Annotated in this window: 22 protein-coding genes and 1 tRNA gene; 7 read left to right on the plus strand and 16 right to left on the minus strand. The window is 70.9% G+C overall.

Going from position 1 to position 19306, the window contains the following annotated elements:
- Positions 1–60: 60 nt before the first annotated feature.
- Positions 61–927 (minus strand): hypothetical protein, encoded by an 867-nt coding sequence (locus tag EK403_RS09125; RefSeq protein WP_128777183.1) that lies wholly within the window; start codon positions 925–927, stop codon positions 61–63.
- The gene (locus EK403_RS09130) at positions 924–1460 is read right to left on the minus strand and encodes an RNA polymerase sigma factor (RefSeq protein ID WP_128777184.1); all 537 of its coding nucleotides are present in this window, start codon (positions 1458–1460) and stop codon (positions 924–926) included. Before EK403_RS09130 ends, EK403_RS09125 begins: the two co-directional genes overlap by 4 nt.
- A 158-nt stretch (positions 1461–1618) precedes the next feature.
- Between EK403_RS09130 and EK403_RS09135 the strand changes: the two genes are divergently transcribed.
- Both EK403_RS09135 and EK403_RS09140 read left to right on the plus strand, forming a co-directional pair.
- Positions 1619–3034 carry a S8 family serine peptidase gene (locus tag EK403_RS09135; protein ID WP_128777185.1) on the plus strand — a complete coding sequence of 472 codons (1416 nt, stop codon included), beginning with the start codon at positions 1619–1621 and terminating at the stop codon, positions 3032–3034.
- Between the two features lie 11 nt (positions 3035–3045).
- Entirely contained in the window at positions 3046–3843 is a 798-nt protein-coding gene (locus tag EK403_RS09140) for a glycerate kinase family protein (protein WP_245479602.1), read from the plus strand.
- A 3-nt stretch (positions 3844–3846) separates the two neighbouring features.
- Here EK403_RS09140 and EK403_RS09145 read toward each other — a convergent pair whose 3' ends face one another.
- From EK403_RS09145 to EK403_RS09160, 4 genes are all read right to left on the minus strand, one after another.
- Entirely contained in the window at positions 3847–4287 is a 441-nt protein-coding gene (locus EK403_RS09145; protein ID WP_128777187.1) for a DUF3617 domain-containing protein, read from the minus strand.
- 97 nt (positions 4288–4384) lie between these two features.
- A complete protein-coding gene (locus EK403_RS09150) occupies positions 4385–4603 on the minus strand; it encodes a hypothetical protein (RefSeq protein WP_128777188.1) in 219 nt (72 codons plus the stop codon).
- An 89-nt stretch (positions 4604–4692) separates the two neighbouring features.
- Positions 4693–5766 (minus strand): ABC transporter ATP-binding protein, encoded by a 1074-nt coding sequence (locus EK403_RS09155; RefSeq protein ID WP_164919554.1) that lies wholly within the window; start codon positions 5764–5766, stop codon positions 4693–4695.
- Positions 5767–5810: 44 nt separating this feature from the next.
- The gene (locus EK403_RS09160; protein ID WP_128777190.1) at positions 5811–6644 is read right to left on the minus strand and encodes an undecaprenyl-diphosphate phosphatase; all 834 of its coding nucleotides are present in this window, start codon (positions 6642–6644) and stop codon (positions 5811–5813) included.
- Positions 6645–6799: 155 nt separating this feature from the next.
- Here EK403_RS09160 and EK403_RS09165 point away from each other — a divergent pair, with 155 nt between their 5' ends.
- Together EK403_RS09165 and EK403_RS09170 are read left to right on the plus strand one after the other, a co-directional pair.
- Entirely contained in the window at positions 6800–7492 is a 693-nt protein-coding gene (locus EK403_RS09165; protein WP_128777191.1) for a glutathione S-transferase family protein, read from the plus strand.
- A gap of 220 nt (positions 7493–7712) precedes the next feature.
- Positions 7713–8459 (plus strand): phosphocholine cytidylyltransferase family protein, encoded by a 747-nt coding sequence (locus EK403_RS09170; protein WP_128777192.1) that lies wholly within the window; start codon positions 7713–7715, stop codon positions 8457–8459.
- A gap of 117 nt (positions 8460–8576) precedes the next feature.
- On the opposite strand, the gene bioD is transcribed toward EK403_RS09170, so the two are convergent.
- The 6 genes from bioD to EK403_RS09200 all read right to left on the minus strand — a co-directional run bounded on the left by bioD (position 8577) and on the right by EK403_RS09200 (position 13966).
- Positions 8577–9227 carry a dethiobiotin synthase gene (gene bioD, locus EK403_RS09175; RefSeq protein WP_128777193.1) on the minus strand — a complete coding sequence of 217 codons (651 nt, stop codon included), beginning with the start codon at positions 9225–9227 and terminating at the stop codon, positions 8577–8579.
- Positions 9224–10363, minus strand: a complete 1140-nt coding sequence (locus tag EK403_RS09180) for an 8-amino-7-oxononanoate synthase (protein ID WP_428979590.1) — start codon at positions 10361–10363, stop codon at positions 9224–9226. The genes bioD and EK403_RS09180 overlap by 4 nt, the downstream gene beginning before the upstream one ends.
- A gap of 185 nt (positions 10364–10548) precedes the next feature.
- On the minus strand, positions 10549–11520 hold the full coding sequence (gene bioB, locus EK403_RS09185; protein ID WP_245479603.1) for a biotin synthase BioB: 972 nt from the start codon (positions 11518–11520) through the stop codon (positions 10549–10551).
- A gap of 109 nt (positions 11521–11629) precedes the next feature.
- A complete protein-coding gene (locus EK403_RS09190) occupies positions 11630–12118 on the minus strand; it encodes a DUF3016 domain-containing protein (protein WP_128777196.1) in 489 nt (162 codons plus the stop codon).
- A 31-nt stretch (positions 12119–12149) separates the two neighbouring features.
- Entirely contained in the window at positions 12150–13766 is a 1617-nt protein-coding gene (locus EK403_RS09195; protein WP_128777197.1) for an ATP-binding protein, read from the minus strand.
- 113 nt (positions 13767–13879) lie between these two features.
- Positions 13880–13966, minus strand: a tRNA-Leu gene (locus tag EK403_RS09200).
- Positions 13967–14114: 148 nt separating this feature from the next.
- On the opposite strand from EK403_RS09200, the gene EK403_RS09205 reads away from it, so the two are divergent.
- Together EK403_RS09205 and EK403_RS09210 are read left to right on the plus strand one after the other, a co-directional pair.
- The gene (locus tag EK403_RS09205) at positions 14115–14696 is read left to right on the plus strand and encodes a YqaA family protein (protein WP_128777198.1); all 582 of its coding nucleotides are present in this window, start codon (positions 14115–14117) and stop codon (positions 14694–14696) included.
- Positions 14697–14702: 6 nt separating this feature from the next.
- Positions 14703–15197, plus strand: a complete 495-nt coding sequence (locus tag EK403_RS09210) for a disulfide bond formation protein B (RefSeq protein ID WP_128777199.1) — start codon at positions 14703–14705, stop codon at positions 15195–15197.
- Positions 15198–15407: 210 nt separating this feature from the next.
- On the opposite strand, the gene EK403_RS09215 is transcribed toward EK403_RS09210, so the two are convergent.
- The 4 genes from EK403_RS09215 to EK403_RS09230 all read right to left on the minus strand — a co-directional run bounded on the left by EK403_RS09215 (position 15408) and on the right by EK403_RS09230 (position 18702).
- The gene (locus EK403_RS09215) at positions 15408–15965 is read right to left on the minus strand and encodes an HNH endonuclease (RefSeq protein ID WP_128777200.1); all 558 of its coding nucleotides are present in this window, start codon (positions 15963–15965) and stop codon (positions 15408–15410) included.
- 66 nt (positions 15966–16031) lie between these two features.
- Positions 16032–16718, minus strand: coding sequence for an alpha/beta hydrolase (locus EK403_RS09220; RefSeq protein ID WP_128777201.1), 687 nt, complete (start codon positions 16716–16718; stop codon positions 16032–16034).
- Positions 16715–17395 (minus strand): DNA-3-methyladenine glycosylase family protein, encoded by a 681-nt coding sequence (locus EK403_RS09225; protein ID WP_164919555.1) that lies wholly within the window; start codon positions 17393–17395, stop codon positions 16715–16717. The genes EK403_RS09220 and EK403_RS09225 overlap by 4 nt, the downstream gene beginning before the upstream one ends.
- A gap of 65 nt (positions 17396–17460) precedes the next feature.
- On the minus strand, positions 17461–18702 hold the full coding sequence (locus EK403_RS09230; RefSeq protein WP_128777203.1) for a family 8 glycosyl hydrolase: 1242 nt from the start codon (positions 18700–18702) through the stop codon (positions 17461–17463).
- A 105-nt stretch (positions 18703–18807) separates the two neighbouring features.
- On the opposite strand from EK403_RS09230, the gene EK403_RS23080 reads away from it, so the two are divergent.
- On the plus strand, positions 18808–19306 hold a 499-nt coding region (locus EK403_RS23080; RefSeq protein ID WP_245479605.1), incomplete at its 3' end, for an NAD(P)/FAD-dependent oxidoreductase.

The raw sequence follows: 19306 nt of genomic DNA on the forward strand, positions 1-19306 counted from the left end.
AGTGCAAGCCTTGAGGTGATTGGAAGGACGCTCGAAGCACGCAGTCACGTCGATGCAGCCTTACTTCCGGGCGCGCCAGCCGTCCTTGATCAGCGACGATTCTTCCTCGGGCGTCATGGCGCCGGAGCTGCCGAGGTCGGCGAGCGCGGCTTCGGCGATGCTCGCGCCCGAGGCCTTGGCGTAGCCGTCTCCCACGCCCGCGCGCGCCGCGAGCTCGGTCCGCCAGCCATCCGCCGTGCGGCAGCCGAGCGCGACCGCCTTGTCGTCCCGGCCCTCGATCGTGACCTCATATTCGCGGCAGACGCCGTCGTCGCCGATCCGGTGGCTGGACAGCACGGTGACCGCGCCCTTCAGCCCGGCGCCGCCGTCCGTCCACGCGACCGCTTCGCCGCTCGGCGCGCCCTGCAGCGCCCGGGACGTGGCCGCCATGGCGGCGGGCGCGTTCGCGATCGCGACCACGTTCCGGTCCTCTTCGCCTGGACCAATGGCCTGGCGTCCGAGTCCGTAGCCCAGCACGCCGCCGATCGCGAGCGCGAGACATGCGGCGAGCGCAGGCGTCGCCACGTGGAACCGGGCTCGGGGACGCGCGGGCTGCGCAGGCGCGGACGACCCGCCGCCCTCGACGACGCCGAAACGCCGCTTCGGCGTCGCGTCGTTCTCGGCGCCCAGCGCCCTGTCGGCCGCATGGATCGCGGCGGCGAGGCGCGCCAAGCCGGGATCGGTCTGTTCTTCCGCTGCCCCGTCCTCCGCCGCGAGCAGGGCGCGGGTCTCGACGAACAGCGCAAAGCGTTCCGCGAGGCTCGGATCGGCGGCGATCCGGGCGCGCAGCGCGCGCGCATCCGCGGCGTCGATCTCGCCATCCGCGAGCGCCATCAGGCGCTCGTCCGAGACGTCGGGCGTCGTCCCGTTGCTGGCGGCTGTCGTCATGGCGTGGTCACGTCCGAAGCTTCGAGTGGGCTTTCGCTCTCGGTCATTCCAAGGCCTTCGGCGAGCGCGCGGCGCGCGCGGCTCAGCCGGCTCATCACCGTGCCGATCGGCGTTCCGAGCACGTCGGCGGCCTCGCGGTAGCTCATGCCCTCGATGCAGACCATCGTCAGCACCCGCTTCTGGTCCTCGGGCAGCGCCGCGACGCCCTGCATCACCGCGGCCGCTGTGATCGAGGCGTGCGCCACCCTGCGGCCGTCCTCGCCCGCAAGGTCGAAGGTCTCGTCGACCGGCTGCGTCACGCCTTCGCTCCGCGTCTTGCGGATCCCATCGAGCCAGAGGTTCCGCAGGATGCGGAACGTCCAGCTGTCGAGCCGCGTCCCGGGCTCCCACCGGTCGCGCGCCTTCAGCGCGCGCTCGCAGGCACCCTGCACCAGATCGTCCGCAAGCGCCCGGTCGCCGCACAGCGACAGGGCGAAGCGTCTCAGTCGAGGCAGCAGAGCGACGAGCTCGTCGGCGAAGTGCGACGGCGACATTCAACGTTCTCGTTGCGCGAAAAACGAAGCGGTACGCCGATCTATTCCGAGTAAATCGCCGACGCGCTTCACGTCATTGCGATCCCGCCTTGATCGCCCGTCGGAATAGCCTCGCCCGAAGGGGCGTTGTGGGCTGCGATCGGAGGGACCATCGAGCCATGGCGACACGCAACCTTCTCGCTCTCGGGGGCCTCGCGGCGCTCGCGACGTTCGCGCTTGGCGGCCTCGACGCCGCCTTCGCGCCCGGCGGAACGCCGGGCATGCTGGCCGCGCCGGCGGCCGCCGACGACGATGACGACGGCGGCGGACGCGGCTGGCGTGGCGGCGGACGATTCTTCGACGACGATGACGACGACCGCCCGCGCCGCCGCGGGCCGCGCTTCTATGTCGAAGACGACGATGACGACGACGTCGAGGTCTATTACGAGCCTCGATGGCCCACGCCGCGCGCGCAACGGAGGCAGGCGCCGCCCCGCAGGGCGGCCGCCCCGCCGGAATTCGTGGCGGCCGGCGTCACGCAGGAGGCGCTCGGCCGGCTCCGCGCGGCGGGCTTCTCGATCATCGCCGAACGGCGGCTCGGCCTGCTGCCCGAGGCGACCGTGCGGGTCGCGGCGCCCCGGAACCTGCGCGCCGCCCGCGCCCGGACGCGGCTCACGGAGCTCGCGCCTGGCGCGGTGATCGGCGCCAACGTCTTCTATCGGCCGAACGCGCGCCCCGCCTGTCCCGAGCGGGCCTGCTTCCCCTATGAGCCGGAACACTGGAGCGTGCCGGTCTGCCCCGCGCGCGGGCCGGTCGGCATGATCGACACGCGCGTCGATCCTGGCCATCCGGCGCTCGCGAACCGCGCGATCGAAGCGGTTTCGACCCGCGGGGAGAAGCGCAAGCCCTCCGATCCCGCCCACGGCACCGAGGTCGCGATCCTGCTCGCGGGCGCGCGCGCCGAGCCCGACGACCTGAAGCTCGTCGCCGTCGACGCGTTCCACCGCGTGGGCTCGGACGATCGGGCGGACGTCTTCGACCTCGTGGCCGCGCTCGACCTTCTGTCGGAGCGCGGCGTCGGCGTCGTCAATCTGAGCCTGGCGGGTCCCGCCAACGAGGTGCTGGAGCGCGCCGGCCAGAAGGCTGCGGAGCGCGGCATGATCCTGGTCGCGGCCGTAGGCAATGAGGGCCCGAAGGCGAAGCCGCGTTATCCGGCCGCCTATCCTTGGGCGGTCGGGGTGACGGCCGTGGACGCCCGCGGCCTGCCCTACGCCAAGGCCGGGCGCGGCGAGCACGTCGCCTTCGCGGCGCCGGGCGTGCGGCTCGAACTGCCCGACGCCGCGCTGAAGCCCGGCCGCCAGCGCTCCGGCACGTCCTACGCCTCGCCGCTGGTCGCGGCCGCCCTGTCCTCGCTGAAGGCGCAGTCGAATGGCCGTCCGGCGACCGAGATCGTCGCCGCGCTCGCCGCCGGGGTCGAGGACAAGGGCGAGCCGGGTCGCGATCCGGTCTTCGGCTGGGGGACCCTGCCGCAGGACAAGGGCTGTCCGGCGGCCGTCAAGGGCGAGGCGCCGGCGCAGGCCTACTCGCGCGAATAACCGCATCGGCCTTGCGTTCTTCCTCCCGTGCCAGGCGGGAGGACAAGGATGTCGGCGGCCGCGGCGGCGCCGGCATGGCGCAGGCGCTCGGCGTCCGCCTGCTCGACGAGGCCGGCGACGAGATCGGCCGCGGCGGCGGCGCGCTCGGCCGGCTGGCCTGCATCGACATGACCCGCCGAGACCCGCGGTTCGCCCGCATCCGGATCGACGTCGCGGTCAATTGGCAGAACGCGCTGCTCGGGCCGCGCGGCGTCGCGCGGGTGTTCGGCCCGCAGAAGGGCGCGACGCCCGCACAGGTCGCCGAGCTCGAGCGGGGTCTCGAGACCTTCGCCTCGACGGTCCGGCGCGACCTCGGCGTCGAACTCGACGGCATGAAGGGCGCGGGCGCGTCGGGCGGGCTCGGCGCGGGACTGCACGCCTTCGAGGGCGCGACGCTCCATCCCCGCTACGAGGTGGTCTCCCGCTATGTCGACCTCGACGGGCTGCTGGCGCGAGCGGATCTCGTGATCACGGCGGAAGGGAGCCTCGACGGCCAGTCGGCCCATGGAAAGGCGCCGGCCGAGATCGGACGCCGGGCGAGGCGGCTCGGCGTGCCGATCGTCGCGCTCGCCGGAACCATCGGCCAAGGAGCGGCGAGCACGCTCTCGACGGGCGTGGGCGCCCATTTCAGCATCCTGAACCAGCCGTGCTCGCTCGAGGCGGCGATCGCCGACACCGAGCGCCTGCTGCGAGGGTCGACCGAGCAGGTCGTCCGGCTGTTCGCGCTCGGCCGCGGGCGTCGCGCCTTTCGCGGCGCGGCCGCTGCGTAAGGTTCAGCGCATGTCGGCGGCCGCAGCGCAGTCGCCGACTCGGCGGCCGCGCTGGACCTCCGACATAGTCATGTTCTTGCCGCCCATGGTCATGGCGATGACGCCCTGGAAGCTCTCCTCCGACGTCGAAAATTCGGCCGAGGCCCGCGCCGCCCCGCCGCCGGGACAGACGATGTCGAACGCGAAGCCGCCTTCGACCCGCCTGACGTTCCGGGCCGGGCATCCCGCGAGCGGGTTGTTGGGCGACAGCGCCGGCAGGGCCGCTGCGCCGCCCACGTCCCTGAGGCAGAGCGTGCGGACCTCCTCGCCGCGGCTTTCGAGATGCGGCAGCTCCAGCCGGTACGCGACCTCATAGGCGCCGTCGCGCAGCGCGCCGTCCTCCGCCAGGGCGACGACAGGCGCGGCCGCGGCGAGCGCCGCGAGCGCGCAAAACCACAATCTCATCCTTGAGGCCTCCGATCCCGGCGTCCGCGACGCGCGGGAAGGAGCATGCGTCCTGCGCCTCGCAGGACGCGCTCCGAAACTTGCTTCGGAACCCGCGTCAGCCGCCGCTACCGGAGTTCATGCGCGCGACGATCAGCATCTGCCGCGCGCGCTCCTCATACTCGCTCTTGACGTCCGGCTCCCTGGCGGTGGCGGGCGGCTTGGTCGGCTCCGCGGCCCGCTCGTCCGCCTCCCAGTCGAGGACGTCCGGATGCTCCTTGCGGAACAGCCAGCGCGCCATGACCTCGACGACTTCCGGCTTTGGCTCCCAGCTCATCGTGCGCCCACCATCGTGATCGCGCCGCTTGAGCCGAGACTACGCCCTCAGAACCATTCCAAGAAGCGCGACCTTACGCCAAGCGTGGATCAGAGCCGGGCGCCGGTCTCGGCGTCGAACATATGGAGGCTCTCGCGGCGCGCCCCGAGCCGGAGCGGCCCGTCGACGGGCGCCTCGACTACGCCAGTGATCCGCGCCGCTACGGGGAACGCGCCGACGCGGCCGTAGACGAGGGTCTCCGGTCCGGCGCGCTCGACCTCCTCGACCCGCACGGGCAGGATGGCGGCCGCTTGCGGCGCTCCTTCTCCGGCGACGAACAGGTCCTCGGGCCTGACGCCGAGCTGGGCGAACACCGCCGTGGTCATGACGCTCGTCCCCCCGAGATGCGTGCCGTCCTCGAGCGATAGCCCGGTCTGGTTGGCGCGCACCGGCAGGACGTTCATCGGCGGCGCGCCGAGGAGGCGCGCGACCTCGACGGTCGGCGGCCGGCCGTAGACCTCGTCCGGCGTCCCTGCCGCGACGAGGCGGCCCTGATCCATCACCGCCACGAGGTCGGCGAGCGCCAGCGCGTCGCCGAGATCGTGAGTCGCAATGACCGCCGTCGCGCCGCTGTCGCGCTGCAGGCGCTTCAAAGCGCGACGGAGCTCCAGCCGCCGGGCCGGGTCGAGGCCTGCGAAGGGCTCGTCGAACAGCAGCGCCCGCGGCTGGTGCGCGAAGGCGCGCCCGATCGCGGCCCGCGCGGCCTCGCCGGACGAGACCGAGCCGGGCTTGCGGGCGAGCAGCCCGCCGAGCGCCATGGCGTCGGCCGCCTTCAGCGTCGCGGCCTCGCGCTCCTTGCGCCCCAGGCCGCGGCTTTTCAGCCCCGCGACCATGTTGTCCCAGAGGTTGCGGTCCGGGTCGAGGGCGCGGGCGTCGACCAGCTCCACGACCTCGGATCGCCCGATCCGCCAGGACTGGCTCGCCGCGTCGCCGACCTCGACCAGTCCGCCGGTCGGCGCCTCGCGGCTCGCGATCAGGCGGAGCAGGGTCGACTTGCCCGCGCCCGTCGGCCCGACCAGCGCGCAGAAGGCGCCGGCGGGGATCTCGATCGAGACGTCGCGCACCGCCTCGGCGCCGCCGCGATAGATCTTCGTGACGTTGGCGAGGACGATGGGCGAACTCATGGACGCTTTCCGCTGGCCGCCTGCTTCGGCGGTACGGGCCATCGTCACCCGTAGACCAGCACCCCGGCAAGGCCCGCGGCGCCGACCACGATCCGCCACCAGGCGAAGGGCGCGAAGCCGTGGCGCGAGATGAAGTCGAGCACGAAGCGCACCACGATCAGCGCGGTCACGAAGGCGCATGCGAAGCCGACCGCGACCAGCGCCGCGTCGTCGAGGCTCAGGATCGAGCGGTTCTTGTAGAGGTCGTACGCGAAGGCTCCGGCCATGGTGGGCATTGCGAGGAAGAAGGAGAACTCCGCCGCGGCGCGCTTCGACGCGCCCATCAGCAGCGCGCCGACGATCGTCGAGCCCGAGCGCGAGACGCCGGGGATCAGCGCGAGGCACTGGCAGAAGCCGATCGCCAGGCACATGCCAAGCGGGAAGCGCATGGCGTCGTCGTGGCGGATGTCGCATTGCGGCCCGCCATCCGCGGCCGGCCGATGCCGCTCGTCGACCCAGAGCAGCACAAGCCCGCCCAGGATCAGCGCGACGCACACCACCAGGGGCGTCTCGAACAGCACCTGCTTGATGAAGCCGTGCAGCGCCGCGCCGATCACCGCGGCCGGCAGGAACGCGACCAGCACGCCGGCCACGAAGCGGCGGGCGGCCGGGTCGGAGGGCAGCCGGACCGCGACGCTGGTCAGGCGCGCGGCGTAGACCGCGACAATCGCGAGAATCGCGCCGAGCTGGATCAGCACCTCGAAGGTCTTGCCGGTCGATTCGAAGCCGAGGAAATGGCCGAGCAGCAGCAGGTGGCCGGTCGACGACACCGGCAGGAACTCGGTCAGGCCCTCGACGACGCCGAGCAGCGCCGCCTCGAAGAGGCTCACAATGTCCATCGCCGCGACTCCCCCGAGCGCCCGCAGCGATTCGGGAGTTGTCGCGCGGGCGAGGCGGTTCTATACGGGGCCTCCGCGCCGCGCCATCGACCGTCCGGCGTTCCGGCCCGGCCCGACGCGCGCCGGCCACACCGCACCCCGCCTTTCCGGTCTCAATGGCGATCCTCTACCACCACCCGCTCTGCCCGCATTCGCGCTTCGTGCGCCTCATGATGAGCGAGTACGGCCTCGACGCCGACCTCGTCGAGGAGCGCGTCTGGGAGCGCCGGGAGCCGTTCCTCTCGCTCAATCCGGCCGGCACGACCCCGGTGCTGGTCGAGGCCTCGATGCCGTCGGTGCCGGGCGCCGACGTGATCGCCGAATATCTCGACGAGACCCGCGGCCTCGCGCTCGGCGACCGCCGCCTGCTGCCGGAGTCGCCGCGCGAGCGCGTCGAGACCAGGCGGCTGATGGACTGGTTCAATCGCAAATTCTTCGACGAGGTCTCGAGCCATCTCGTCACCGAGAAGATCTACAAGCGCTTCATGCCCGCCCATCTCGGCGGCGGCGCGCCCGAGATGGCGGCGATCCGGGCCGGGCGGACCAATGTCCGCTACCACCTCAAATATGTCGGCTGGCTGATCCGCCAGCGGAACTGGCTGGCGGGCGACCGGCTGACCTATGCGGACCTCGCCGCGGCGGCGCATTTCTCCGTCGTCGACTATCTCGGCGACGTGCCCTGGGACGAGGACGAGACCGCGCGCGGCTGGTACGCCCGGGTGAAGTCGCGCCCCTCCTTCCGGCCGCTGCTCGGCGAGACGATCGCGGGCGCGCAGCCCGCGCCGCATTACGCCGACCTCGATTTCTGACCTCCGCGCCTGATGTCCCGGCCTTGAGCCGGGACCCATTTTGCGCCGCGCGACCCGGATGGACGTCGCCGGCGCCGGGCGTCCTGCGCCCGCCGAGCCCCGGCTCAAGGCCGGAACGCGAGGGCGTCGTCACGTCAGCGCTTCGTCCCGTCGCCCAAGTTTGCCTCCCCGGATCGATCGCGCTATCCGGAGCGCCCCAACGTCCGAGGCCTCATTCGACGTGAAAGCCATCATTCTGAGCGCCGGCCAGGGACGGCGGCTGCTGCCGCTGACCGCCGAGACGCCGAAATGCCTAATCCCCTTCTCGGGCCGCCCGCTGGTCGAATGGCAGGTGCGCGCGCTCGCGTCGGCCGGCGTCGACGACATTGTCGTGGTCACGGGCTTCGAGGCCGGCAAGGTCGACCACGCGCTCGAGGCGATCTCGCTGCCGGGCGTCAGCCTGAGGACCACCCACAACCCGTTCTTCGAGCTCGCCGACAATCTCGCGAGCTGCTGGATCGCGCGCCACGAGATGCGCCAGCCCTTCCTGATCCTGAACGGCGACACGCTGATCGAGCCCCGGATCGCGGCGAAGGTGCTGGAATATCCCGCCGTCGCCCCGATCACGGTGACGATCGACCGCAAGGACGAATACGACTCGGACGACATGAAGGTCCGCACGCAGGGCGACCGGCTGCTGGCGATCGGCAAGACCCTGCCCAACGACCTCGTCACCGGCGAGTCGATCGGCTGCCTGCGCTTCACCGACGAGGGCGCCAAGGCCTTCGTCGGAGAGATCGAGCGCCTGCTGCGCTCCGAGGAGGGGCTGAAGCGCTGGTACCTGTCGGCGATCGACGGCATCGCGCGCTACCAGAACATCGTCGGCGTGCGCTCGATCGAGGGGCTCGAATGGAGCGAGCTCGATTTCCCCGCCGACCTCGACCGCGGCGTGGCGATGACCGACGGCTGGGCCAGGCGGGGGCTTTGAGCGCCGCGCCGATGTCCCGGCCTTGAGCCGGGACCCATTCAGCGCAGGCGGAGTGAGCAAGACGCGGGCGGCGGCCCATTCTTCTTGACTATAGAACTGAGCCCAATGGGTCCCGGCTCAAGGCCGGGACATGGCCGTTGCGCCGAAATCCTCGACCCGAAACGCCCTGCCGAACGCCGCCGCGAGCGTCTCGGGCGTCAGCGGGTCGATCGGCGGCAGGCGGCCGAGCACGTTCGCGCCTGAAAAGGTCGCGATGGCGCGGATCGAGTCCGCGTGCTCCTCGCCCACGAAGGCCACGCCGACGAGCGGAATGTCCCGAGCTCTTAACGCTGCGAGCGACAGCAGCGTGTGGTTGATGGTGCCGAGCGCGGTGCGGGCGACCAGCACGACCGGCAGGCGCCAGCGCGCGAAGACGTCGATGGTCAGAACCTCGCGGGTCAGCGGCACGAACAGGCCGCCCGCGCCCTCGATCACCAGCGGGCCGTCGACATGCGGCGGAACGAGCGCGTCGGGGTCGATCGCGACGCCGTCGATCTCGGCGGCGAGATGCGGCGAGGCAGGGGTCCGGAGCCGCCACGCCTCCGGCAGCACCCGGCCGGCCGGCAGCCGCGCGAGCCGCGCGACCGCCTCGCTGTCCGTCTCCTCGTCGAGCCCGGCCTGCACGGGCTTCCAATAGAAGGCGCCGAGCGCCGCCACGAGGCCCGCGCAGAACACCGTCTTGCCGACGCCGGTGTCGGTGCCTGTCACCACGATCCTCGGATGGCTCACGCGGCCGCCTCGATCAGGCCCTCGCCGATCGCGTCGAACAGCGCCGCGACCTGAGCCTCGTCGACATTGAGGGTGAGCGAGACACGGAGCCGCGCCGTGCCCTCGGGGACGGTCGGCGGCCGGATGGCGCGGCAGTCGAAGCCCGCCGCCTTCAGGCGGCGCGCAAGGCCGAGCGCGCGGGCGTTGCGGCCGAGGACCACGGGCTGGATCTGCGACCCGCTGGTCGGCAGCCCGAGCGCCGCGAGCTTGCGTTTGGCGATGTCGACCCGCGCTCTGAGCGCTGCGCGGCGCTCCGGCTCCTCGTCGACGATCCTGAGCGCCTCGCGCACCGCCGCGGCGACCAGCGGCGAGGGCGCCGTGGCGTAGATGAAGGGCCGCGCGCGGTTGACGAGGAAATCGACGACCGCGGCCGGCCCGGTCACCAGCGCGCCCGAGCAGCCGAGCGCCTTGCCGCAGGTGTGGGTGGAAATGAGCGCCTCATGGCTCTCGAAGCCCTCCGAAAGGCCCCGGCCCCGCGCGCCCAGCACGCCGGTGGCGTGGGCTTCGTCGAGCAGCAGGAAGCCGTCATGGCGACCGGCGATCGCAATCAGCTCCGCGACCGGCGCATGGTCGCCGTCCATCGAATAGAGGCTTTCGGCCGCGATCCAGGGCGTTCCCCCCCCCCCGCGCGCACGCCAAGCCTTGATCGCGTCCTCGACGGCCGTGGCGTCGTTGTGCGGCGCAGCTATGGCTTCGGCGCGGGCGGCCCGCAGCCCGTCATGGACGCTGGCGTGGATCAGCTCGTCATGGACGATCAGGTCGCCGCGCTGCGGCAGCGTCCGGATCAGCGCGACATTGGCCGAAAAGCCCTGGCCGAAGAACAGCGCGCGCTCGGCGCCGAAGAATGACGCGGCCTCCGCCTCCAGCGCCTCGTGCTCCCGATGGTTGCCGCGCAGCAGGCGAGAGCCCGCCGCGCCTACGGGGACGCCATGCGCCGCCGCTTCCTGCACAGCCGCGGTGAGGCGCGGCGAGGCCGCCAGCCCGAGATAGTCGTTGGAGGCGAAGTCGAGCCCCTCGCGCGGCTCGAGCCGTCGGCGCCTGTCCTTGCGGGCGAGCCCCTCCAGCGCCGCCTCGAAGCGGGCCAGGCGGACGCTCACGGCAAGGCCCGCCATTTCGTTGCGGAGATCGCATACGTGCTTCGAGACGCCGTCCTTACGGACGGCTCCTCAGCATGAGGAACGTTTCTGCTTGGCATCCTCAACCGTCCTCATGCTGAGGAGCCCGCGGAACGCGGGCGTCTCGAAGCACGCAGGCCGCATCCCCAATCCGACGTCCGCGACCGTCACGCGCCGTCGCGCGGCTCCGGCTCGATCCCGAGGCGGCGGAACAGCGCGCCGTCATGGTCCTCGCCGGGATTGTCGGCGGTCAGCAGCGTCTCGCCGACGAAGATCGAGTTCGCGCCGGCGAGGAAGCACATCGCCTGCAGCTCGTCCGACATCTCGGTGCGGCCGGCGGAGAGCCGCACATGGCTCTCGGGCATCATGATCCGGGCGAGCGCGATCACGCGGACGAAATCCAGCGGGTCGATCGGCTCGGCGTTCTCGAGCTGCGTGCCCGGGATCGGGATCAGCATGTTGATCGGCACGCTCTCCGGCGCCTCGTCGAGATTGGCGAGCGTCACCAGCATGTCGACGCGGTCGTCCGCGGTCTCGCCCATCCCCAGAATGCCGCCGGCGCAGACCTTCATGCCGGCCGAGCGGACATTGTCGAGCGTCTCCAGCCGGTCCGCGAAGGTCCGCGTGGTGATGATCTCGGAATAGTAGCGTTCCGAGGTGTCGAGGTTGTGGTTGTAGTAGTCGAGCCCGGCGTCCTTGAGTCTGAGCGCCTGTTCGGGGCTCAGCATGCCGAGCGTCATGCAGGTCTCCATGCCGAGACCCTTCACGCCCTCGACCATCGCGACGACCATGTCCATGTCGCGGTCCTTCGGCGAACGCCAGGCCGCGCCCATGCAGTAGCGGGTGGCGCCGCCTTCCTTGGCCTTTCGGGCTTCCTCAATCACCCGCTCGACCTCCATCAGCTTGGAGGCCTTGAGCTTTTCGCCCGGCGTGCGGGCCGACTGGCTGCAATAGCCGCAGTCTTCCGGGCATCCGCCGGTCTTGATCGAGAGCAGACGGCTCATCTGCACCCGATTCGGGTCGAAATGCCGGCGGTGGACGGTCTGCGCCTCGAACATCAGGTCGGCGAAGGGCAGCTCGTAGAGCCGGCGCGCCATGGCGCGCGTCCAGTGCGTGCGCCTGCTCGCGCGCTCGACCATGGACGCAAGTTCCGCAAAGGCCATCTTTCGCCCGTTCCGTGGTGTCGGTCCGCCCCCGCATAGCGAAAAACGCCACGCGGGGAAACGGCGACCGAAGACGTAACGCCCCTCAGCCGCGCTGCGGCCTGAGCTTGACGATCCTGTCCCGAAACCAGTCCCGCACCAACTCCCTCTCATAGGGAAAGCTCGAAAGCGAGCTCCGGGCGCTCAGATTCCAGAGATAGTTCATATCGCTCAGCGTCTCCTCGCCGCGCGCGATGGCGCGGCCGCGCTCGGTCAAGGCGTAGCGCAGCTTGATCACGGGCGGCGTCACGTCGCGGAGGACCCTCACCTGGTCCGCGCCCGGCCGCCAGGGCTCGAACTGACCGGCCGGGCGGATGTCCAGAAGCTCGACCGAGAGCTTGCGGCTCGCCGGCAGGTCGCGCTCGCCGAGCCGCTTCAGCAGGCGGGCGACGTCGGCGAACAGCGCGTCGCGCTCGGAGACGCTGCGATAGACGAGGGGCGAGACCTCGCGGGCCGGCGCGTAGGACACGGCGACCTCGGCCGCGGCCGGCGACGCCAGAAGGACGAAGGTCAGGACGAAGACGAGACCGCGCATCGATCGGCTCCCGGAGCCAGATGAAGCGCGGTCAGCGGTTCGCGCCGCGCCCGGCCAGCACGTCGCCCACCTTGAGCGCGAGCTGCTCCACCGTAAATGGCTTCGGCAGGAAGGCGACGCCCTGGTCGAGCACGCCGTTGTGAACGACGGCGTTGCGCGTGTAGCCGGTGGTGAACAGCACCCTGAGGTCCGGCCGCATGACGAGCGCCTTGTCGGCGAGTTCGCGGCCGGTCATGTCCGGCATCACGATGTCGGTGAACAGGAGGTCGATCTTCGGCTGCAGCGAGAGCTGCTCGAGCGCCTGGTTGCCGCCATTCGCCTGCACCACGGCGTAGCCGAGCGCCCTCAGGGCGTCGACCGACATGTGGCGGACCTGCTCCTCGTCCTCGACCACCAGCACCGTCGCGCCGACCGGCGGCGCGAGGTCGGAGAGCGGCGTGGCGCCGGTCGGTTTCGACTGCGCGGTCTCGCCGTGATGCCGGGGCAGGTAGATCTTGACGGTCGAGCCGCGGGCGACCTCTGAATAGATCTTCACATGGCCGCCGGACTGCTTGACGAAGCCGTAGACCTGGCTGAGGCCAAGCCCGGTGCCATGGCCGACGCCCTTGGTCGTGTAAAACGGCTCGAAGGCCCGCTCGGCGACCTCCGGCGACATGCCGATGCCCTCGTCGGTCACGCTCACCATGACGTACTGGCCCGCCGTCACCTCGGAATGCGCGCGGGCGTAGCGGTCGTCGAGATCGGTGTTGGCGGTCTCGACCGTGAGCCGGCCTCCCGTGGGCATGGCGTCGCGCGCGTTGACCGCCAGGTTGACGATCGCGCTCTCGAGCTGAGCGGGATCCGCGAAGCACCGCCAGAGGCCGCCCGCGAGCACGGTCTCCACCCGGATGATCTCGCCGAGCGTCCGGCGCAGCATCTCGGACATGCCGCCCACCAGCTTGTTGGCGTCGACCGGCTGCGGCTCGAGCGCGAGCCGGCGAGAGAAGGCGAGCAGCCGCGCCGTCAGGCCGGCGGCCCGCTGGGCGCCCTCGAGCGCGTTGTCGATGCCGGCCGCGACCCGCGGGTTCTCGTCGCCGGTGAGCCTGCGCCGGGCGAGGTCGAGCGAGCCGATGACGATCGCCATCATGTTGTTGAAGTCGTGCGCGATGCCGCCGGTCAGCCGGCCGACCGTCTCCATCTTCTGCACCTGGCGGAGCTGCGCCTCGACCTCTTCTCTCTCGCGCATCTCGGTCTCGAGCGCCGCCGTGCGTTCGGCGACGCGCTGTTCGAGCACTTCGTTCAGCTCGCGCAGCTGCGCGCGGATGCGGAACATGCCCTCCATCGGGCCGATCACCAGCGAGGCGAGCAGCACGTAGAATCCCATCGCAATCCATCCGGCCGGCCAGGCCAGCGCGAAGGAGCCGATGGGTTCGATCAGGTAGTAATCCGCGAGCAGCCCGCCGAGCGCCGCAGCCAGCAAGCCGGGGCCAAGGCCGCCGACGAAGGCCGCGACCACGAAGGCCGGCACGAAAGTGAGGAACGGAAAGCCGACCAGCACGTCGCCGATCGCGAAGCGCAGGGCGAGAGCCGCGAGGGTGAGCAGGATGGCGACGGCGTAACCGACCAGCGGCCGAGAACGGACGGCGTCGGCGTAATCGACCAATCGCATCAAGCTGACGTCCGTTCTAAGCGGGCGCTAGATGAGTCGTCTTACGACATCGCGCCATTTCGGGACAGCCGCAGCCGGATACCTTCCTGAGCGGCCGACAAGTCAACCGAGGGTGGTGCGGGCGGTCGGGCTCGAACCGACACTCTGTCGCCAGAACCGGATTTTGAGTCCGGCGCGTCTACCAGTTCCGCCACGCCCGCGGCGGCTCCGCGGGCGCGAAGCGGCGGCACGATGTCTAGGCGGGGGCCGAGTGTCAATCGGCCCGATCCGGCAGACGGCTTGCGCTTTTCCGGCGCGGCGCTTATCGGCGGGCCTCCCGGCGCGCGGCCGCCGCCCTGAAAGTTCGCCATGCTGAGACGCCTTTACGATTGGACGCTCTCGCTCGCCGCGGGCCCGAGAGCGAACGCGGCGCTGTTCGGCGTGTCGTTCGCCGAAAGCTCGTTCTTTCCGCTGCCGCCCGACATCCTGCTCGTGCCGATGATCCTGGCGCGGCCGGAGCGCGCCTACCGGCTCGCCTTGTGGTGCGGCGTCGCCTCGACGCTCGGCGGGCTGCTCGGCTACGCGATCGGCGCCCTGCTCTACGACACTCTCGGCCTGTGGATCATCAATCTCTACGGCTACGGCGAGAAGATGGACGCGTTCCGGGACGCCTATGCGGCCTATGGCGCGTGGATCATCCTGCTGAAGGGCCTGACGCCCATCCCCTACAAGCTCGTCACCATCACGTCGGGCTTCGCAGGCTACGACTTCCTCCTGTTCTTCCTGCTGTCCCTGGTGTCCCGCACCCTGCGCTTTCTCGCGGTCGCCGCGCTTTTGAGGCGCTATGGCGAGCCGGTCCGAGAGTTCATCGAGAAACGCCTCGAGCTTTCCGCCCTGCTGCTGCTCGTTGTGGTGGTCGGCGGCTTCGTAATCGTCAAATATGTGATCTGATTGGCCATGAACGACGCGTCGGAGGCGCTGTTCCGCGCCGGATTTCTGATCTTCGCCGTCGCGGCGCTCGCCGTGGGCGGCGCGCTCGTGTTCGAGCACGGCTTCGGCTACCTGCCCTGCATGCTCTGCCTGTGGCAGCGCTGGCCCTATTATCTCGGCGCGCCGCTCGCGCTCGTCGCGGCGCTGCTCGCCTGGAGCGGGCATGACGGCGCGGCGCGCCTTCTCCTCGTGATCGTCGGGCTGATGTTCCTGGGCGGCGCGGGGCTGGGCGCCTATCACGCCGGCGTCGAATGGGGGTTCTGGCCGGGCCCGACGAGCTGCGCGGGCGCGAACGCCGCGCCGACCTCTGCGGGCGGCCTGCTCGACCAGATGCGGACGACCCGGATCGTGCCCTGCGACGCGGCGGCGTGGCGGCTCTTCGGGATCTCGCTCGCGGGCTACAACGCGCTGATCGCCGCGGGCCTTACGGCGGTGGCGTTCGCGGCCGTCAGGCGGCGCTGAGGACGAGGGTCGAGAACGGCTTTACGCCGCCGATCTTCGCCAAGAAAGTCCTGCGCAGACGTGCGGCGTGCTTCGAGACGCCGTCCTGACGGACGGCTCCTCGAGCCATGAGGGAGGTTGCGCTTTGGCGTCCTCCACGGTCCTCATGCTGAGGAGCATGCCGCAAGGCCTGCGTCTCGAAGCAGGTAGAGCCGTCGGTCCGAAGGCGCCTTACGGCTCGAGCTCGCTGTCCCAGTAGAGATAGTCGAGCCAGCTGTCGTGCAGGTAGTTGGGCGGGAACGCGCGGCCGTTGCGGTGCAGGTCATGCACGCTCGGCTGGAACGGCTCCTGGGCCGGGTGCATGCCGCAGTCCGCCGGCATCTGGCCGCCCTTCCTCAGATTGCAGGGCGAGCAGGCCGCGACGACGTTCTCCCACGTCGTCTGGCCGCCGCGCGAGCGCGGCACCACATGGTCGAAGGTCAGCTCCTCGCGGGTCCCGCAATACTGGCAGGAGAAGCGGTCGCGCAGGAACACGTTGAACCGCGTGAAGGCGGGATGCCGGGCCGGCTTCACATAGGCCTTGAGGCACACCACCGAAGGCAGCCTCATCTCGAAGCTCGGGGAATGCACCAGCCGGTCGTAATGCGACAGCACGTTCACCCGGTCGAGGAAGATCGCCTTGATGGCGTCCTGCCAGGACCACAGCGACAACGGGTAGTAGCTGAGCGGACGGTAGTCCGCATTAAGCACAAGGGCCGGGCACGCTTCGGGCGATACGGCGACCGTCACCACGCACTCCTCATCGGCGCGCAGGCGCATCGGCCTGCGCTTGGCCGATAATCTATATGTTGTGCGTCAAGCTTGTGAAGACGATCGAAGACTTGTCCTCCGCGGTTTGAGCGCGCTCGTCAGGAAGTGCCCGCCCTGTCTCAGACCCTCGCCGTCGATGCCGTGGCCGAGCCCCGGCGACAGATGCCATTCCACCGGAATTTCGGCGGCGCCAAGGCCGTCCATCGCGGCGAACAGCGCGTCGACCGGGATGACGTCGTCGCGCTCGCCATGGACGAGCAGGATGGGCGGCTTCGACTTCGCCTCGTCCTTCAGGGCCTCGGGGCTCACCAGCATGCCCGAGAAGCCGAGGATTGCCGCCGGCGCGACCGGCCGGCGCAGACCGACATGGAGCGCCATCATGGCGCCCTGGCTGAACCCGACCAGGACGAGCCGGTCGGCCGGAAGCTGATGGCGCGCGAGTTCGGCGTCAAGGAAGGCGTCGAGCGCGGGCCGCGCGGAGATCACGCCGCGGCGGCGCTCGTCGGGGTCGCGGAAGGTCAGCGGAAACCACTGCCGGCCCGAGGGCGAGGCGATGCAGCGTTCCGGCGCGTGCGGCGACACGAAGGCGACGTCGGGCATCGCCTTGCGCCATTCCGCGCCGATCGCGATCAGGTCGTTTCCGTCGGCCCCGTAGCCGTGCAGGAACACGCAGAGCGCCTTCGCCTGCCCGTTGAGGGCCGGGAGCCTCGGACCGTCGATCGCTGGCGTCATATGATCTCCTCGACCGCCGCAGGCCTGCTCGGCGTCGGGGCGGCGTCGCGGCCGCCTCGCTTGCGCAGGTAATAGGCCCAGAGAAGCTGCGCCGCCACTCCCCTTAAGGGTCGCCAGCCCTCGGCGAGCCGCTCGGCTTCGACGCGGTCGGGCCTGACCGGCAGGTCGAACGCCTCCTTGAGCGCCGCCTGAACGGCGACGTCGCCGCCCGGATAGGCGTCGGCGCGGCCATGCGCGAACAGCAGGAAGACGTCTGCGGTCCAAGGCCCGATGCCGGGGATCGCGACGAGCGTGGCGCGCGCCTCCGCCTCGTCGAGCCGTCCGAGCCCTTCGATGTCGAGCCCGTTCTCGACCGCGGCGCAGAGCGCCCGCACGGTCCTGAGCTTGCCGCGCGACATGCCGGCCGCCCGAAACACCTCGTCGGGCGCGGCCGACAGGCTCTCATGGTCGATGGCGCCGAGCGCCGCCTCGACCCTCGCGTGGATCGCGCGCGCGGCCGTGACGGAGATCAGCTGGGAGTTCACCAGCCAGACGAGCCCCGCGAGGTCGGGCGACAGGGTCCGCAGCGGCGGTTCGGCGGCCTCGCGGCGGAGCGCGGCCATCCGCGGGTCGAGCGCGCAGAGCGCGTCGAGGGCGGCGTCGAGCTGGGCCTTGGTGAGGATCCGGTCGTGCGGCACGGGCCGGACCCTAAGGACCCGCGCGCGCTCCGGCAATGAGGAGGCAGAAACCACCCCGCCGTGCGTCAGGGCCTCAGCCAGTTGCGCGAGACGGCCAGCATCGAGAGCATGCGGATGCTGTCCGGGTAATAGCCCTCGGGAGCCGTCGTCACCATCGCGTCCCAGAGCGCGTCGAGCCATTTCTGCGCGTCCGGATCCACGGTCGCGGCGACCGCGAAGGGCGCCACGAACGCCATGCTCTGATATTGGACGGTCGGCGAGCCATCGAGCTCGTAGCCGTCGCGCAGCTTCGCGGGCTTGTTGGACGCGGCGCGGCGCGCCCACCGGCTCATCTTGCGCGCGACCTTCGCCGAGGCCTCGTCGCCGTCGATCGCGGCGTCGACGCCGAACCGCCACGGGTCGCGGCAGGCGTTGTAGCCGTAGCGCCCGTCATTCGCGCCCTCGAGGAAGCCGCGAGGGGCGGGCTTGGCGGCCGTGTCGGTGTCGATCACGAAGTCCGGCAGCAGGCCGGTGGCCGGCGCATAGCCGGACTGTAGCTGGGCGGCGGTCCTCTGGCTCGCCTTCAGCACGCCTTTCCAATCGTCGTCTCGCTCGGCGAAGGCGCGGAAATGGCCGGGCATCCAGTCGGAGCTGCGCGTGGCGAAGCGGTATTTCGGCCCGCTGACCTTCACCCAGTCGCCGAGATTGGGGAGCTTGGTCCTCTTCGTGACGTTGCTGCGCATGAGCGCCTTCAGCACGCGCTCGGCGCCGGCGAGATAGTCGATCGCGCCCTTCGAGCCCCATTGCCGGTGGGCGAGCAGGAGAGCGTAGGCGGCGTCGAGGTCGCCGTCCGTCGCGCTCGACGGGCCGAGGATGTTCTTGCAGTCGGCGTCCTGCGCCCAGGCCATCAGGTCCGGGTCGACCTCGCTCGGATGATCGAGATAGTAGCGGTAGAGCCCGTCGAAGATCGCCCGCGCGTCCGGCTCCTCGCCGGCCATCATGGCGACGATCAGCATGCCGTAGCCCTGGCCCTCGGACACGACGGCCGCGCCGGAATCGGTGTCCGCCTTGACGTAATGCCGCCCGGCCCTGCATCCGGCGCGCAGATAGGCGGCCTTCCATTTGGCGTAGAACGCGGCCGTCTGCCTGTCGAGCTCGCCCTGTCCGCCGCCCGGTTTCAACACGCCTTCCGCATAGCGCTGCTTATGGCCGCCGAACGGCGCGGATTGCGCGTCGGCCGGGGTCGACCAGGCGAGGACCGCGACCGCCGCGAGGACCGCTGCGGCGACGCGAAGGCTTTTCAATAAGGTCGGGATGCGCTCAGTCATGGCGACGCCTTTCGTGCTCGGGCTGTCGGCGACCGGAAACGGGACCATCATGATCAAGACGACGCTCGATGCACCCGCTGCTTTTGGCCGATCGGCGAGGGGCCTGTGAGGCCGTTCCCGCCGGCGCGTTCCTATTACGCGGCGGTCAATCCCGAGGCGCCGCCGCGGCCACGGCTCGAAGGCGAGGCGCGCGCCGACGTCGCGATCGTCGGCGGCGGGCTGACGGGACTCTCCGCGGCGCTTCATCTCGCGGAAGCCGGCGCATCCGCCGTCGTGCTGGAGCAGGCGCGGATCGGCTGGGGCGCCTCGGGCCGCAATGGCGGGCAGATCCACAGCGGCCAGCGGCGCGGCCAGGACGAGCTCGAGCAGGCGGTCGGCCGTGACGACGCGCGAAAGCTCTGGGACATGGCGGAGGAGGCCAAGGCGCTGCTGCGCGGCCTGATCTCGTGCCATGCCGTCGACTGCGCCTATGAGGAGGGCGTGATCCACGCCGACCACAAGCCGGGCTTCGTGGCCAAGACCCGCGACTACGCCGAAAAGCTCGCGCGCGACTACGGCTACCCGCGTCTCGAGCCGCTCTCGCGCGAGCGGCTGCGCGCGCTCG

This window comes from Hansschlegelia zhihuaiae, assembly GCF_004103825.1.
Taxonomy (GTDB): Bacteria; Pseudomonadota; Alphaproteobacteria; order Rhizobiales; family Methylopilaceae; genus Methylopila; species Methylopila zhihuaiae.